Raw genomic sequence first — 16,344 nt, 5'->3', positions numbered from 1 at the left:
TCGTCTCGGCGGCAGGGGCGCCGCACACCATCACAACGAACGGGCCGCCGCCGAAAGGACAGCCCCGCCAAGATTCTTTCGCGCCGCCACCTCCCGGGGTGGACGGTAGCCGGACAGGGCTTATCGCAAGCTACTTGCAATTGAAGCATCGACGGGTGAGGGCTTCCACCGTCCGACGGTCCCTCCACCTCCACTCCCCCGCGATACCCGCGTCGCCGCCCTCCTCGGCGAACCAGCCGCGCTCTTCTTCCCCTCGGGCACCATGGCGCAGCAGACCGCGCTGCGCGTGCACGCCGAGCGCACCGGCCGCCGCACCTTCGCCGCCCACCCCCACTCCCACATCGACGCGTGGAAGGAGCAGGGCTACAGCGCCGTCCACGGCCTGCGGCTGCTACGCGCCGGCGACCGCAACCAGCAGATGACCCTGGCCGACCTCGCCGCGATCGGCGAGCCCGTCGCCGCCGTCGTCTGGGAACTCCCGCGACACGACCTCGGCGTCCTCCTGCCCGAGTGGGCCGAGCTGTGCGAACAGGTCACCGCCGTGCGGGCCGCCGCCGCGGCGGCGCACCTCGACGGCGCCCGCGTCTTCGAGGCCCAGGCCCTCTACGAGCGGCCCTTCGATGAAATCGCCGGGCTCTTCGACACCGTCTGCGTCTCCCTCCACAAGTCCCTGCTCGGGGTGCGCGGAGCGGTGCCGGCCGGCAAGGAGGACGCGATGGCGCAGGCCTCGGTCTGGCGGCAGCGCCTCGGCGGCGAAATCCGCAACGCCTGGCAGCTCGCGCTCGCCGGACTCGCGGGCCTCGACCGCCTCCTGCCCCGGATGCGGAGTTCCGGGCCCACGCGATCGCCCTCGCGGCGGCGGTCAACGCCGACGGAGTCGCCTACGCCTTCCCCGACCCTCCCCGGACACCCCTGTTCCACGTGCACCTGCCCGCACCGAAGGCGGCCGTCGAGAAGGCCGGCGAAGCGCTCCCGGCCGACACCGGCGTGCGGTTGTACGGCGCAGTACGCTCCTCGACGGACCCTCGCGCGAGCGCGTTCGAGATCACCGTCGGCGAGCACACGCTGGATTTCACGCCGGAGGAGGTCGCCGGTCTGATCCGCGAGCTCGTTGACCGGGCGCGTAGGGGGTGAACCCGAGGGGCGGTCCGGATCTCTTGCGGACGAGCGCATCTCGGGCGGCTCAGTGATCCACATCACCTCGACCGTGGTTCTGCTTCCGGCACACTGGCGCCGTGCCACTCGAATCGCTCGGCCTCGCCCCCGACGAAGCGCGGATCTACGCCACGGCCGCCGCCCACCGCGTCCTCACCTTGACCGTCCTCGGCGGGCTCTCCGGCCTGCCCGAGAGGCGGATCCGCGCCGCCGTGGCGTCCCTCTGCGAGCGCGGGATGCTGGATTTCGAGGAGCCGGACATCGTTGTCGCCGCGCCACCCGACCTGGCCGGTGAGGCTCTGCTCATCCGCCGGCACGCCGAGCTGAACCGGGCGCGGGCCGAGCTGGCGCGGTTGGCGGAGGCCTACCGGTCCGGGCTGCCCCGCACCGCCGTCGACGAGTACGTCGAGCTGCTACCGGGCCACGCGGTGACGCATCGCTTCGCGCAGATCCAGAGTCGGGCGCGCGTCGAGGTGCTCATCGTCGACGCGCCGCCGTACACCGCTGGGGAGGCGCCTCCCAATCCGACCCAGATCGAGCGGCTGGCCTCCCACGTGGCCTACCGGACCGTGTACTGCCGGCGTGGCCTGGAGATGAGCGGGGGCTACGAGCGTGCCCGCGCCTACGTCGCCGCCGGGGAGCAGGCGCGGGTCCTCGATCACATCGCCACGAAGTTCGCCGTCGTCGACGGCGAGTACGGGCTCTTCCCACTGTTCAAGGAGTTGCCCGAGCGCAACGGTGGCGCACTGCTGATCCACCGTTCGCCGCTACTGGACGCGTTCGCCTCCTTCTTCGAGATGCTGTGGATGTGCGCGCTGCCGCTGGAGTCGGCGACCGGCGGGAGCGACCCGGCGGGCCTGTCCGTCGAGGATCAGCGGCTGCTGACGCTGCTGCTGTCCGGATTGACCGACGACGCCATCTGCCGGCAGCTCGGCGTGGCCCGGCGGACGGTCGTGCGCCGGGTCCGCGCCCTGATGGACCGCGCCGGCGCGGTGACCCGGATGCAGCTGGGCTGGCAGGCGGCTCAGCTGGGCTGGCTGACGGCGCCCTGGCGCGCCGACGGGCTGCGGCGCACCGACATCCCGGCCGCAGCGGGCGGGGACGGCGCCTGACCCACTTGCGCCACTGGCGCATGGAGGCCAGTCGAGGGCATTGATCGGGCTCGGCGGGGTCGGCAGGATCTCGACTTGATCACCTCTGCCCGAAAGGATCCCCGATGCGCACAAGCCGAAGACGGAACCCGCGCCGGTTCGCCGCTGGAGCAGCGGCCGCCGCGACCGCGTTCGCCGTCCTGTCCGCGATCCCCTCGCCCGCCACCGCCTCACCGGCCACGGCCATCCCCGCCGCGGTGCCGACTCCGTTCAGCGCGACCGTCACGCTGATCACCGGTGACACGGTGAGTGTGTCCACTCTCGACGGCAAGACCTCGGTCGACGCCACCCCGGCTCCCGGCAACACCGCTCCGTTCCAGACGCTGACCGCCCCTGACGGCGACGTCTACGTGTACCCGCGCGCCGCCTTGGCCGGGGTCGGCTCGGGTGTCCTCGACGCCGAGCTGTTCAACGTCACCGCGATCGCCGCGGCCGGCTACGACGACGCCTCGCGCGGCACGCTGCCGGTCATCGTCGAGTACAGCGGCGGTTCGGTCGCCACCCTCGCCGAGCGCGCCGAGTCCCTGCCCGCCAGCGGCGGAGCGCTCCCCCTCTCCGCGCTCAACGCCGCCGGCCTGAGCGTCGACAAGGCCACGACCGCCGAGTTCTTCGCCTCGCTGGGCACCGGCGGAGGACGGCGGACGCTCGCCGCGCGCACGGTCGGCAAGGTCTGGCTGGACACTCGCGTCGAGGTCGCCCTCGAAGACAGCGTCCCGCAGATCGGCGCCCCCGGCGCTTGGGCCGCCGGTCACGACGGGACGGGCGTGAAGGTCGCCGTCCTCGACACCGGCGCCGACGCCACCCACCCCGACCTCGCCGGACGCATCGCGCTGTCGGAGAGTTTCGTCCCCGGTGAGGAGACCACCGACGGGCAAGGCCACGGCACGCATGTCGCGGCCACCATCGCCGGCTCCGGTGACGGCTCGCAGGGCCTGCGCAAGGGCGTCGCCCCCGGCGCCGAACTGCTCGTCGGCAAGGTCCTCGACAACGGCGGGTCGGGTCAGGCGTCCTGGATCATCGCAGGCATGGAGTGGGCCGCCCAGCAGGGCGCCGACGTCATCAGCATGAGCCTCGGCGGTGACACCTCGACCCCCGACGACATCATGTCCGACGCGGTGGACACCCTCACCACCGAGTACGGCTCGCTGTTCGTCATCGCCGCGGGCAACTCAGGTCCGCGGGGCACCACGATCGGCTCCCCCGGCACCGCCGACAGCGCGCTGACCGTCGGCGCCGTCGACAAGTCCGACGGTCTGGCGAGCTTCTCCAGCCGCGGGCCGCGCGTCGGCGACAACGGGCTGAAGCCCGAGATCACCGCGCCCGGCGTCGGCATCATCGCCGCGCGCGCGAAGGGAACGAGCCTCGGCACGCCGGTCGACGAGTACTACTCCTCGCTCAACGGCACCTCGATGGCCACCCCGCACGTCGCGGGCGCGGCGGCGATCATGAAGCAGCTGCACCCGGGGCTCACTCCCGCGCAGCTCAAGAACGCCCTGGTCAGCACCGCGAAGAACCACGCCGGCTACACCGTCTATGAGCAGGGTGCCGGCCGGGTCGACCTGACTGCCGGCACCGCCGCGTCGGTGTTCGCCTCGGCGACGGCCGACTTCGGCACGCTGACGCCCAAGGAGGGCGGCACACCGCCGGTCACCCGGACGGTGACCTACACCAACATCGGCACCGCCGACGCCGTCCTCGACCTGGCTCTGGCTCTCGACCGCGACACCATCCCGGGTGCAGGCGAGGTGAGCCTGTCGGCGAACACGCTCACCGTCCCCGCCGGCGGGAGCGCCGACGTGACGATCACCGTTGACCCGATGACGGGCGCGCTGGGCGCACACGACGGCTACCTGACCGCCACCGGCGCCGACGTCTCCCTGACGACCTCGGTCGGCTACGTCCGAAAGCCGCCGGAGGTCGAGATCTCGCTGAAGGGCATCGACCGTTTCGGGGACGCCCCGGCCATCCTGACCGTGCAGGTCTTCGACCTGGCGACCGGCGGCACGGTCTACACCAGTGGCTCCGTCGGCGTCGGCCTGGGCACGGGTGACACCTATGTCGCCTCGGTGCCCAAGGGCCGCTACGCCGTCCAAGCGGTGCTGAACACTCTCGAGATCGCGAGCTGGACCGACGTGGCCGTCGATTACTACAGCGCGCCCGAGGTCGTCGTCGACGCACCCGTGTCGCTGACCATGGACGCGCGCGACGCCGTGGACATCGAGACCGGTGTGAGCGGCGAGAAGCGCGACTTGGACCTGTCGTGGACGGCGACCGCCGTGGTCCGCGACCGCGGTGACGGGAGCGTGGCGATCGGCTCCTTCGGCGTGCTCTCCGACGACGACGTCGTCGAAGGCGTCGTGCGCGGCCCGGGCCGCGCCGAGACGGGTTCCATCCAGTTCTTCAACGACCGGGGCTTCGCCGACCCGCTGCTCACCGGCAAGGTGGCCGGACGCGGCGGCGAGCGCCTCGACCTGCAGATCCCCCTGCTCGGCACCCGCACCGACGGAAAGCGCAAGCTCACGGCGGTGGCGGTCGGCGACGGGTCGGAGGAGGCCTACGCGGGCAAGGACGTCAAGGACCGCCTGGCGGTCGTCACGGCGAGCACCGGCTGGGTCGGGCCGCTGATGACCCTGGCCGCGGCGAAGGGCGCCGCCGCCGTCCTGTTCGTGCGGCCCGACGCCGGACCGAGCTTCATCTACACCGGGCCCGGCATTCCGGCGATGGCCGCGACCTATGAGTCGGGGCGTGCCCTGCTCGCGCGCATGGCGAAGGGGACGGTGACCGTCGAACTCGCGACGCGCTCGGAGAGCCGCTTCACCTACCTGGTCCCCGCGGCCTGGGTGGGCGACTCACTTCCGGCGAGGCCGGAGTACACAGCGCCGAAGCGGAAGTTCGCGGTGGTGGAGAACTCCTACCACTCCGATGGCTCGTCGCGCCTGGCGTGGGAGCACACCGGCTCGTGGCACTCGTTCCAGCGGACCTCCTACCGGACGGCGGCCTACCTGCTGGCACCGTCGGTACGCGAGGAGTACGTGTACGCGCCTGACATGACCTACCAGCAGACGGTGTACTCGGGCCAGCCCGGGATCCGCATGTACGGCGGGATGAACTCCTACCGGCCCGGTGAACGGCATGAGCAGGACTGGTTCGGTGGTCCGGTGCACCCCGGTGTCTCGCCGGTGCCGTGCGGGTTCTGCCGCACGGACACGGCGTGGGCGTTCGCCGTCACACCTTGGGGAGACTCCGACCCCTCGCATTACGGCGACATGGGGGTCGCGGCCGCCGCCGGGCGGATCTTCCGCAACGGTGTGCTCGTCACCGACGGGGAGGTGATGACACCGGGCACCGCCGACTACCGCGTCGAGTACGACATGACCAGGGCGCAGGGGCCGGGCAGCACTCACGGCACGTCCACGAGCACGGCCTGGTCGTTCCGGTCGGCCGATCCGTCGGGCGTCGAGTCGGCCGAGTGCGAGCGTTTCGCTCCAGGCGTCGACTGCGGTGTCCTGCCGATCATCCTGACCGGCTACGACCTGCCGCTGGACCTCCACAACCAGGCTCGCGCCGGTCGCGACCTGGAGTTCGACCTGCTCACCTCGCGGGCCACCGGCTACACCGGTGACGCGAGGATCAGCGGTGCGACGGTCTCGGTGTCCTACGACGACGGTGCCACGTGGACGGAGGCGGAAGTCGACCTCGGCCGCCGCGGCAGCCACGAAGTGGAGGTCGAACACCCCCGCTTGTCGGCCACCAACGGCTTCGTCGCGTTGCGCATCGAGGTCTGGGACGACGCGGGCAACCGCACGGTCCAGACGATCCTGCGCGCCTACGCGCTGATCTGAGGAAGGAGGGCGCCGCCCGCTTCGGCGGGCGGCGCCCTCGGCCCGTCCACTGTGGGGCCGGGCGAAAACCACCGGGCACCGCACAGCGCCGTCCTGCTACGGTCCCGATGCCGGCCGCGGGACTCCGGCGCGACTTCCGAGACCTCCTTGAGCTGAAGTGCTTCGCAGTTCGCGCCCCCATTCCCCGGCCGGCCTTTCCGCATCGAACCGAACGGGTGCCCATGGAGACCGCCGCCGACCTCGTCGCCGCCGAGGACGTCCTGCTGTTCGTCAACGCCGCCCTCACCGCGACCGGGCAGCGGGAGTTCCACGCCGAAGCCGGCCGGCAGCGCCTGTCACTGGACTTCCTGCACTCCTACATGCTCGGCAACTACCGGGAGCTGTACTCCGGTGTCCTCGCGCTCGGCGTCAACGACCACAACGCCGCGATGATCGTCCACCGCCTGCTCGCCACCGGCGCCGAGGCCACCCCCGAGCAGCGGCGCGCCGAAGGCCCGCTGATCGCCCGGCGTCTGGCCACGCTGCCGCCCCAGCGCGTGTACCGGCTCTTCCGCCGGCTGCGCGCCGACAAGGTCAACAACCGCCGCACCCGCCGGATCATGCGCGACTGGCTCGCCGCGCGCCCCGACCCCGCCTTTGACGCCGTCAAGTACCGCGCGGGCCTCAAGGCGACGCTGCGGCACGCCCACCTCCCGCCGCGCGACCCCGAAGTGGGCACGTTCCTGTTCTCCCCCGGCGGCAGGGGCCGCTACTCCACGCCGCTGCTGGACGCCTGGCGCCGCGCCCACTACGAGCAGGCGGCGCTCTACGAACTGCCCTACACGGTCGCCGAGGGCTTCGCCGCAAAGCACCGCGTGCCCCGGAAGGTGTTCCTGGAGCGCATCGCGCCGCGCATGACCCGCGCGGAGGGCCAGCGCATGCGGGAGACCGCCGTGCGCAGCGGGGCACCGATCCCGGCGCCCGACCTCTCCGCCATGCCGCTCACCCGGCTCGCGGCCTACGTGCTGTCGCTGTCCCTCGACGACCGCGCCGGCCGGCGGACCGAACTCACCTGCGCGCTGCGGGCCGCCGCGCTGCGCGTCGCGGGAGAGCGCGCCGGAACGTGGGGTGAAGTCGCCGCGGTGCTCGACGACAGCTTCTCCTCCTACGGCTCCGGGGAGAAACGCCGCCGCCCGCTCGCCGTCGCGCTCGCGGCGCACCACCTGCTGGAAGCACTCGCCGTGAAGTACACACCGCTGTGGACCTCCGGTCGCGAAGACGCGCTGCTGGTCCACCCGTACGGCACGACGCCGCTCGGCCGCCGGATCCTCGACGCCCTCGAACACGGGCCGCAGCGGCTGGTGATCGTCTCGGACGGCTGGGACAACGCTCCCGCCGGGCTGGCGGCCGAGGTGCTGCGGATCTGGCGCACGCGCCTGGATCCGCACCACCGCACCCGAGTGGTGCACCTGAACCCGGTCTACGACGCCGCCGGCTTCGACGTCCGCCGCCTGTCGCCGAGCGTCCCGACCGCTGGTGTCCGCGACGCCGAGGACCTGCCGGCGCTGGTCGAGCTGGCCCGCTTCGCCGAAGGCGGCACCGGCCTGGCCGAACTGACCGCCTACCTCGCCGAGCGGGCCGCGCGCATGCTCGCCGGCCCGGGGAGCATGCGATGACCGGACTCGACCTGACCGGCCTGAGCACGGGCCCTTCCCAGGTGTGGGGCGGTGTGCGGCTGGTCCCGCTCGTCCGCGACGAACCGGTCGAGGACCTGCGGCTGCACCAGCGGCTCTACGCCGGCGCGGCCGGTGTGGTCGCCACGGGCGCCAAGCGGGCGTACATCTCCTACATCCCGCACGGCTTCGTCGCGACCTGGACCCGCGACGGCTCGCCCGCGGCTGCATACGGGACGCACTTGAGCACGGACGAGGACGAGACACCGGCCGAGGTGCTGCCGCTGCGATTCCACCGTCGCATGGCCCGTCGCGACGGCCACGGCCGCCTGCGCTTCCTGCCCCTGCACCTGGCGCTGGACGGCTACCTGTCACTGCATTTCCGGGGACCGCTCATTCTGTGGGAGCAGTGGTCGCGCCGGGCGATCGACCGCGGCCTCTCCCCGCGCGCCGAGCAGGCCTACGCCGGAGCCGAGGTCACCGGACTCTCCGACGCCCTGCGCGTCTTCGAGATCCACCCCGGACAGTGCGGAGTGCTCGTCTACGTCGCCGACGCCCTGGCCTCGGCCTTCGCCGTCCCGCACCCTCAGGACTACCGCGCCCTGCACTCCAGCCTGCTGCTGGACCTCTACGGCGACCTGATCCACCACTACACGAACTTCGCCGCGGCCGTTCCCGACTTCCGTGCGCGTGTCCCCGAAGGCGGGATCACCTCGCTCGCCGGCCTGCGCGCGGCCGCCGATGAGCAGGAGCGCGCGTGGGCGGCGTTCCACGACGAGACCATGGCCGGCGGCCTGCTCGGCGTCGACTACCGCGCCGAGCACGTGTACCGGCTGGACCGCTTCACGCTTTCGCGGCTCATGCCGCCGTTTCGCCCGAAGCTGAACAACCACCTCGGCGAGGTGATCACCGACGAGAAGGGCCGCGCGGTCTACCTCAAGACCTTCCGCCTCTCAGAGGCCCAGACCCGGCGCGGCCACCTGCTCGACCTTCTCGCCGACGCCGACTGGAACCTCGCCGACGCCGCTGCCTCGATGGGCCTCGACGAAGCGAGGTTCGGGCTGCGCATTGAGGCGGCCGGCTTCGGCCACCTCTTGCGCCAGGACGTGCTCGACGGCTACCGCAAGCGTGCGCGCCGCCAGGGCGTGCCCGGTGGGTGACACGCCCTAGAGGACGTGCGTGACGCCCTCGGCGGCGACGACGGAGTCCAGGTCGCCGGGGGTGACCCCGGCCGCCAGCACGATCGACGCTCCGGCCATCATCGGCGCCAGCAGCCACAGCGAGGGCTCCTCGTTGACCGCGACGTCGACCAGGATCCGGTCGCCGGGGGTGATGCCGCGCGCGTCGGCCACTCCCCGGGCCAGGTCGCTCCATTGGCGGTAGCTCGTGCCGTCGGGAGTCGCGGCGTCCCCGCCCCGGATCATGTCGTAGTCGGGCGCATCCTGCCGGCTGCGGCCGATCTCGGCGACGAAGTCGAGGTAGCCCTCCGGCACCTCCGCCATGGGCGCTCCGCCCGGCTCCAGGCCGAGCGCGAAGCGGTGCCGCGCCTCGGGCACCGTCTCCAGCCATCCACCGATCCGCTTGCGTGAGACGAACACCGCGTCGACCGGCTCATCCTGGCCGGGGCCGGCCGGCAGGCCCGCCGTCGCCCAAGGACGGTGGGAGACCTGGACGCCCAGCGACCACGCGCCGAGCAGCACCGCCGCCGTCTGCCAGTGCGCCGGCAGCAAGGTGGCCAGGCGGTCACCGGCACCGAGTCCGCAGCCGTCCCGGAGCAGTCCCGCCGTCCGCGCGACCCAGGAACCGAAGGCGGCGGCGGTCAGCTCGGTGCGTTCTCCGTTGGCCGCGTCGATGTAGGTGAACAGCGGACTGTCACCGGTGCGATCGAGCGCGTCACTGACAAGGGGATCGATCCGGGTCGATGGCACGGTGAGCTCCACGGGTGTGCGGTGACCGTTGACGGACCCAGCCTAAGCCCGGGCCCGCGCGCCGGCGCCGCGCTACCCCTCGTCGAGGAACTCGTCGACCATGGGCGCCAGCCAGTCCGCGCGGTGCGGCACGGTGGTGTGCATCGTCCCCGGAAGTACCGCGAGGCGGCTGTCCGGCAGCCCCACCAGATCACCGACGACCCCGCCGCCGAGCAGCCGGAACATCTCCACGGCATGCTCGGGGGTCACCATGTCGGAGTCGGCGAGCACGATCATCGTGGGCGCGGTGATCGCGCTGATCTGCTCGCGGGTCCATTCGGGCAGAGCGGCGTCGAGCACCTTCATCTTGTTCACCAGGCCGGCCCAGCCGGACGGGTCGGGTGCGGCGCGAAGGTACTCCTCGTGGAACTCCGAGCCGTGCAGGTGCTCGGGCTGGAGGTCCTGGATGCCGTCGAGGAGTCCCGGGTGGGCGCCGGCGAGTTCGAAGCTCACTGAGGCGAGTACGAGGCGCCCGACGCGGTGGGCGTGGTCGGTGCCGATGCGCAGCGCGACCGACGCGCCCATGCTCCAGCCGAGCAGGTCGGCGCGTTCGACGTCCAGGCGGTCGAGGAGTTCGAGGACATCGGCGGCGAAGTGCTCGATGGTGAAGGGGCGGTCGGTGTCGGGGGTGCGTCCGTGCGCCTGGAGTTCGACGGCGATGACGCGGCGGTTCTTGGCCAGGAGGGGCAGGATCGCACCGAAGGAGGAGTCGATTCCCGACAAGGCACCGTGAATCAGGACGAGCGGGCGGCCTTCGCCGATGCCGTGTTCTTCGTGGTAGATGTCCATGGCCACACGATGCGCGGCGCCGCTTACGATCGGCTTCAGCTCGCCTTACCGTCGAAGGGGTCGCCGTCGTGCAATTCGGGGTGCTCGGTCCGGTCGTCGCCACCACCGACGCCGGGGATCCGGTCGTCGTTCCCGGCGTGAAGGTCCGCATGCTCCTGGCCGACCTGCTGGCCAACCGCAACCGGGTCGTGTCCGCCGACCGGCTGATCGACGACCTGTGGGGTGAGGACGCGCCGGCCAATCCCGGCGGAGCGCTCCAGGTCCGGGTCTCGCAGCTGCGTAAGGCGCTCAACGACGCCGAGCCGGGCGCGCGAGACCTCGTCGAGTCGCGCCCGCCGGGTTATCTGCTGCGCGCCGCGTCGGTGGACGCCGAGCGCTTCACCGAGCTCGCCGGGGCCGCCGACGTCGACCGTCTGAGCGCGGCGCTGGCCCTGTGGCGCGGCGAGCCCTACGCCGACTTCGCCGACGAGGAGTTCGCGCGCGCCGAGGCGGCCCGCCTCGCCGAGCAGCGCCTCGGGGTCCACGAGCGGCTCGCCGGTGCGCGGCTCACGCGCGGGGAGCACGACCTGGTCGCCGCCGAGCTGGCCGACCTGGTGTCGCGGCATCCGCTGCGGGAAGGGCTGCGGGCACTGCACTTGCGGGCGCTGTACGCGTCGGGCCGGCAGGCCGAGGCGCTGGAGAGCTATGCCGACCTGCGGGAGCGGCTGGCCGACGAACTCGGGCTCGACCCGGGTCCCGAACTGGTGGCGCTGCACCGCAAGATCCTCGAACAGGACTCGGGGCTGAACGCGCCTCCGAGGGCGGCGCTGGTCCGGAACAGCCTTCCCGCTCGCCTCGATGAACTGGTCGGGCGGGCGGAGGCCCTGACGGAGCTGCGCGGGCTGCTCCCCGGGCAGCGACTGGTCACGCTGATCGGGCCGGGCGGGGTCGGCAAGACGCGGCTGGCCACGGAGGCCGCGCGTGAGCAGAACTTCCCCGACGGCACCCACCTCGTCGAGCTGGCGCCGCTGCCGGCCGGTGACGAGCGGGTCGCCGACCAGGTGCTCGGCGCGCTGGGCCTGCACGACGCCGCGGGCGTGGCGCTGTCGCCCGCCGACCGCCTCTCGGCTGCGTTGCGGGAACAGCGATCGCTGCTCGTGCTCGACAACTGCGAGCACGTCGTCGAGCCCGTCGCCGAGCTGGTCGCGCGGCTACTGCGGGACGCGCCCGGGGTGACCGTGCTGGCCACCAGCCGCGAGGCCCTGGGCCTGGCCGGCGAGGTTCTCTGGGAGGTTCCACCGCTGGCCGTGCCGCCCGGGGACGGCGACCTCGACGCGGTCCGGCGCTCGTCCGCCGCGCGGTTGTTCGCCGCCCGCGCGGCCGCGCGACAGCGCGGTTTCCTGCTCGACGAGAAGAACGCGCCGGCCGTCGCCAAGCTTTGCCGCCGCCTCGACGGCCTGCCGCTCGCGCTGGAACTGGCCGCGACGCGAGTGCGCTCGCTCGGTGTGCAGGGCGTCGTGGACCGCCTCGACGACCGCTTCGAGCTGCTGGCCACCCGCCAGCGCGACGTCCCGCCTCGACAGCGAACCCTCACGGCCGTCATCGAGTGGAGCTGGGACCTGCTCGACGAACCCGACCGCGCGGTCCTCGCGCGGCTCGCGGTGTTCGGCGACGGAGCCGGCCCCGAGGCCGCCGAGCGGGTGTGCGACGCCGATCTCGACACCCTTGCACGGCTCGTCGACCGCTCACTGGTGGTCATGGACGAGGGCCCCGCCGGCCCGCGCTACCGGCTGCTGGAGTCGGTCGCCGCGTTCTGTCTCGGCCGCCTCGACGACGCCGAAGGGGTGCGCGCCCGGCACGCCGAGTACTTCACCGGCTTCGCCGAGGACGCCGACCCGCGGTTGCGCTCCTCCGGCCAGCGCGAATGGCTCGCACGTCTCGACACCGAGACCGCCAACCTCCGTTCGGCGCTCGACCACGGCGGCGGCCTGCGCCTGGCCCTGGCCTTGACCTGGTACTGGTACCTGCGCGGCCGGCTCACCGAGGCGCGCAGGGCGCTCTCGGCGTACGGCGGGCCCGCCGAGGAGGCCCGCGCGGCCGTGTGGCGGCTGGGATTCGCGCTGCTGCAAGGTGAGCCGCTGGTGGTCGAGAAAGTGGAGGCCGCGATCGCCTCTGCCGCCGACGACCGCGCGGTGTGGTTCGCCGCCCACGTCGTCCTCGACCACGGTGACCTCGCCCTGTCGGCGCGGCTGTTCCCCACCGGCACCGACGATCCGTGGGTCGAGGCGGCCGTGCTCGCCTCGCGCGCCATGATCGCGCACGCCGCCGGCGATCTCCCCCTGCTGGAGGAGATCGCCGGCCGCAGTTCCGCGCTGTTCGAGGAGCTCGGGGACCGCTGGGGCTGGCTCCAGGCGAACAACTGGGTCGGCGGACTCGCCGAGATGAAGGGCGACCTCGACCGTGCCGCCGAGCTGCACCGCGAAGGGCTGCGCTGGGCCGAGGAGTTGTCGCTGTGGCCCGAGGTGGGCGGCACGCTGTCCTGGCTGGCCTGGATCGCGGTGCAGAACCGCGACTACGCGCTCGGCCGCGAACTCGGCGAGCGCGCCTATCGCCTCGCCGTGGAACAAGGCGCGCCCACCGCGGTGGTCTTCGCCGAGCTGGGCCTCGGCATCGCCGCCCGCCGGGAAGGGAAGCTCGACGTCGCGAGGACGCACCTGACCCGGCTGGCCGATCGCGGCCGCGCCGATCCGGAGTCGGCGCTGTACCTGACGATGGTCCTGGTGGAACTGGGCTATGCCGTCGAGCAGTCCGGCGACCGGGCCGGGGCACTGGCGGTGCAGGTCGAGGCCTACGAGGCGGCGGAGGCTTTGGGGTTCGGCTCGCGCGACGCGCTCGGGACGCTGGAGGGAATGGCCTCGGCGGTCGAATCGCCCGAGGTCGCCGCGAGGCTGCTGGGCGCGGCCGCCGCGGGCCGGGCGGAGCTGGAGACCCCGGCGGCGCCGGCCGAGCTCGACGAGATCGACCGGGTGACCGGACGTCTCGTCGCCGCGCTGGGCCGCGAGCGTTTCGAGGCGCTGCTTGCCGAGGGCGCCGAACTGGGCCCGGCGAAGGCGCGGGCCCAGGTCTGAGCGGGACGGCCTACTCGGCGGCCGTCGGCCGGTAGCTGGCGATGATCAGCCCGGTCGGGTTGATCTTGGTGTCGATCAGCTCGAAGGTGGCCTTGAAGTCCTTCAGCGGCGCCGAGACGCTGTCGCCGCCGACGATGATCGGGTGGATCCAGAGGTGGACCTCGTCGACGAGTCCGGCCTCGATCAGCGCGGTGGTGACCGTGCCGAAGCCGAACTGGAGGATGTTGCCGCCCTCGGTGGCCTTCAGCGCCTTGACGGCCTCGACAAGGTCGCCCTGGAGTACTTCGGTGTTGTTCCACTCCGGGTCGGTCAGGGTCGTCGAGGCGACGTACTTCTTGACGTTGTTGAAGTAGGCCGCGCCGGTCGCCGGGTCGGTCTCGTCACGGCCCGGCCAGGACGCTGCGAAGCCGTCGTAGGTCGCGCGGCCCATGAGGAGCGCGTCGGCGGCCTCGGTCTGCGCGGCGACGAAGTCGGCGTCGTGATAGGGCATCGACCACATCGGGTTCTCGATGACGCCGTCGAGGGTGATGAAGGTCAGGTTGGTGAGCTTGCGCATCGGAGGTCTCCCGTATTGAGCGGTGGTGGTCGCTGCTGACACCCGGAACATTGCCAGGCGCCTCTTACGGTTCTCTTCAAGCGGGCTTACCGGCGAGCCCGCCGGGGCCCGCCGCCGCCAGAAGTCGAGCGTGCAGCGCGGTGGACCTCGCGTCGTCGAGCCCGCCGCCGGCGCGGGCGGCGAGCCAGGTGGCGCCGATGGCCGCGTCGCGGGCGGTCAGGGTCGTGATGCCGCCGGCGCGCAGGGCGTCGACGACACGGACGCGGACGGCGGTCTCGGTCATGAGCAGTCCGCCGGACAGGACGACCGGCCCGGCGACGGCGTCGAGCCGGCCGAGTGTCGCCAAAAGACTCGCGGCGGCCTCGTCGGCGAGGCGCGCGCAGTCGGGGTCGCCGTCATCGGCGGCGGCGCAGACGAGGGGTGCCAGTGCGGCGATCCGGCCGCGCGGAACCTGGTGCGCCCAGTCGACGAGCGTGTCGACATCGCAGGCGCGGGCGTGGCGGGCGACGAGGCCCACCAGTGCGGGAAGCGGCCGCGGACAGGACGTGAAGGACGCTTGTGTCCACATTCGGGCGGCGGAGCGAACGGCTCGCAGACCGAGCCAGAAGCCGGAGCCCTCGTCGCCCAGTAACCAGCCGAGGCCGTCGGCCACACCCGCGACGCGCCACGATTCGACCCGGGCGGCGACCGCGCCGGTGCCCGCGATAAGCACACTGCCGGTCGGGGCGGGGGTGGCGGCGGTGAAGGCGGTGATCACGTCGGGGTAGGTCCGCATGGGACAGGCCAGACCGAGGCCCTGCCAGCGGGCGGCGTAGACGGCGGCGGCCTCGGGGTCCTCAAGGCGGCTCGATCCGGCGAGGCCGAGGGCCCCGGCGAGGACGGCGCCGGCGTCGTGGCCGCTCAGGGCGGCACCGACGGCTTCGGCGAGCGCGTCGGCGGCGGCGTGGTTTCCCACCGCGATGGGGTTTCCCGGCCCGGCGTCTCCACGCCCGACCACCTCTCCGGACAGTGTCGCGGCGACCGCGCGGGTGGCGGTGCCGCCGGCGTCGACGCCGAGGACCAGTTCCATGCCGAGATCGAAGCACGTGCGCGGGTCATTGACCAGCTTCCTTTAAGGATGTAACTTATTTTCATTACCTCGGGTCTTCTATGAAAGGAATACCCGCGATGGCAGGTGACGGAGGCGGCCTCCTCGGACGGCTGCGCATCGAAGGGCCGACGATGCCCGAGGCCATGGCAAGGATCGCCGGCCTGATCACCGCCGATCCCGAGACCGCCGCAGGCGCCGGCATCGTCGACCTCGCCGAACTGGCCGGCACCTCCACGGCGACCGTCACCCGCTTCAGCCGCATCCTCGGCTACGCCGGCTACGCCAAACTCCGGGTCGCGATCGCCACCGAGACCGGCCGCGCCGAGCAGGCCCGCTGGCAGACCGACATCAGCGCCGACATCGCCCCCGGCGACGACCTCGACCAGGTCCTCGGCGTCATCGCCGCCGCCGACACCCGCGCGATCCAGGCGACCGCCGCCGGTCTCGACACCGACGGCATCGATCGGGTCGCCGAAGCCGTGGCCACGGCCGGCCGCGTCGAACTGTTCGGCATGGGCAGCAGCGGCACCGCCGGGCGGGAGATGGCCTTCCGCCTCGAACGCATCCGCGTGCCGGTGTGGTTTCGCCCCGACTCGCACAGCGCCCTCACCAACGCCGCCCTCCTCGGCCCCGGCGACGTCTCCATCGGACTGTCCCACTCCGGCCGCACCCGCGAGGTCATCGAGACCCTCTCCGAGGCCGGCGACCACGGCGCGCTCACCGTCGCGGTGACCTCCTTCGGCCGCTCACCGCTGGCCGAGGTCGCCGACGTCGTCCTCACCACCTCGGTCCACGAGACGACCTTCCGGCTGGCCGCGCTGTCGGCGCTGCACTCCCAGCTGCTCGTCCTCGACCTGATCTACGTCGCCGTCGCCCAGCGCACCTACGAACGCACCGCCGAGGCCCTCGAAGTCACCGTCCGGGCCGTGGCCGCGCACCGACTCCCCGAACCCGGCGGCCGCCCTCGCAACCGCGAACAACGGCCCTGACCCTCCCCCGAACCGCGGGCCGCACCGGCGCGGCCCGACCGTCCCG

Annotated in this window: 11 protein-coding genes; 7 read left to right on the top strand and 4 right to left on the bottom strand. The window is 72.7% G+C overall.

What is annotated here, in order from left to right:
• The first annotated feature begins 139 nt into the window (after positions 1-139).
• From AB0I28_RS00965 to AB0I28_RS00945, 5 genes are all read left to right on the top strand, one after another.
• Positions 140-1,099 (top strand): beta-eliminating lyase-related protein, encoded by a 960-nt coding sequence (locus AB0I28_RS00965; RefSeq protein ID WP_357489267.1) that lies wholly within the window; start codon positions 140-142, stop codon positions 1,097-1,099.
• A 136-nt stretch (positions 1,100-1,235) separates the two neighbouring features.
• Positions 1,236-2,267, top strand: coding sequence for a hypothetical protein (locus AB0I28_RS00960; protein ID WP_357488608.1), 1,032 nt, complete (start codon positions 1,236-1,238; stop codon positions 2,265-2,267).
• A gap of 104 nt (positions 2,268-2,371) precedes the next feature.
• Positions 2,372-6,148, top strand: a complete 3,777-nt coding sequence (locus AB0I28_RS00955) for a S8 family serine peptidase (protein ID WP_357488607.1) — start codon at positions 2,372-2,374, stop codon at positions 6,146-6,148.
• Positions 6,149-6,369: 221 nt separating this feature from the next.
• The gene (locus AB0I28_RS00950) at positions 6,370-7,803 is read left to right on the top strand and encodes a hypothetical protein (RefSeq protein ID WP_357488606.1); all 1,434 of its coding nucleotides are present in this window, start codon (positions 6,370-6,372) and stop codon (positions 7,801-7,803) included.
• Positions 7,800-8,960 (top strand): hypothetical protein, encoded by a 1,161-nt coding sequence (locus AB0I28_RS00945; RefSeq protein ID WP_357488605.1) that lies wholly within the window; start codon positions 7,800-7,802, stop codon positions 8,958-8,960. Before AB0I28_RS00950 ends, AB0I28_RS00945 begins: the two co-directional genes overlap by 4 nt.
• A gap of 6 nt (positions 8,961-8,966) precedes the next feature.
• On the opposite strand, the gene AB0I28_RS00940 is transcribed toward AB0I28_RS00945, so the two are convergent.
• Together AB0I28_RS00940 and AB0I28_RS00935 are read right to left on the bottom strand one after the other, a co-directional pair.
• On the bottom strand, positions 8,967-9,728 hold the full coding sequence (locus AB0I28_RS00940; RefSeq protein WP_357488604.1) for a TIGR03089 family protein: 762 nt from the start codon (positions 9,726-9,728) through the stop codon (positions 8,967-8,969).
• A gap of 72 nt (positions 9,729-9,800) precedes the next feature.
• Positions 9,801-10,556, bottom strand: a complete 756-nt coding sequence (locus tag AB0I28_RS00935) for an alpha/beta fold hydrolase (protein ID WP_357488603.1) — start codon at positions 10,554-10,556, stop codon at positions 9,801-9,803.
• Positions 10,557-10,624: 68 nt separating this feature from the next.
• Between AB0I28_RS00935 and AB0I28_RS00930 the strand changes: the two genes are divergently transcribed.
• Positions 10,625-13,663, top strand: a complete 3,039-nt coding sequence (locus AB0I28_RS00930) for a BTAD domain-containing putative transcriptional regulator (RefSeq protein WP_357488602.1) — start codon at positions 10,625-10,627, stop codon at positions 13,661-13,663.
• Between the two features lie 10 nt (positions 13,664-13,673).
• Here the strand turns inward: AB0I28_RS00930 and AB0I28_RS00925 are convergent, their stop codons facing one another.
• Both AB0I28_RS00925 and AB0I28_RS00920 read right to left on the bottom strand, forming a co-directional pair.
• Complete coding sequence (locus AB0I28_RS00925; protein ID WP_357488601.1) at positions 13,674-14,219, bottom strand: dihydrofolate reductase family protein; 546 nt, start codon at positions 14,217-14,219, stop codon at positions 13,674-13,676.
• 76 nt (positions 14,220-14,295) lie between these two features.
• A complete protein-coding gene (locus tag AB0I28_RS00920; RefSeq protein ID WP_357488600.1) occupies positions 14,296-15,288 on the bottom strand; it encodes a BadF/BadG/BcrA/BcrD ATPase family protein in 993 nt (330 codons plus the stop codon).
• Positions 15,289-15,386: 98 nt separating this feature from the next.
• Here AB0I28_RS00920 and AB0I28_RS00915 point away from each other — a divergent pair, with 98 nt between their 5' ends.
• Positions 15,387-16,298: a MurR/RpiR family transcriptional regulator gene (locus AB0I28_RS00915; protein WP_357488599.1), complete on the top strand. Its 912-nt coding sequence runs from the start codon at positions 15,387-15,389 to the stop codon at positions 16,296-16,298.
• Positions 16,299-16,344: the final 46 nt, after the last annotated feature.

It is taken from the genome of Phytomonospora sp. NPDC050363 (assembly GCF_040655735.1).
In the GTDB taxonomy this organism is placed as follows: domain Bacteria; phylum Actinomycetota; class Actinomycetes; order Mycobacteriales; family Micromonosporaceae; genus Phytomonospora.
Note: the sequence above shows the minus strand (reverse complement) of the source record. Positions and strands in the feature narration are given on the sequence as shown.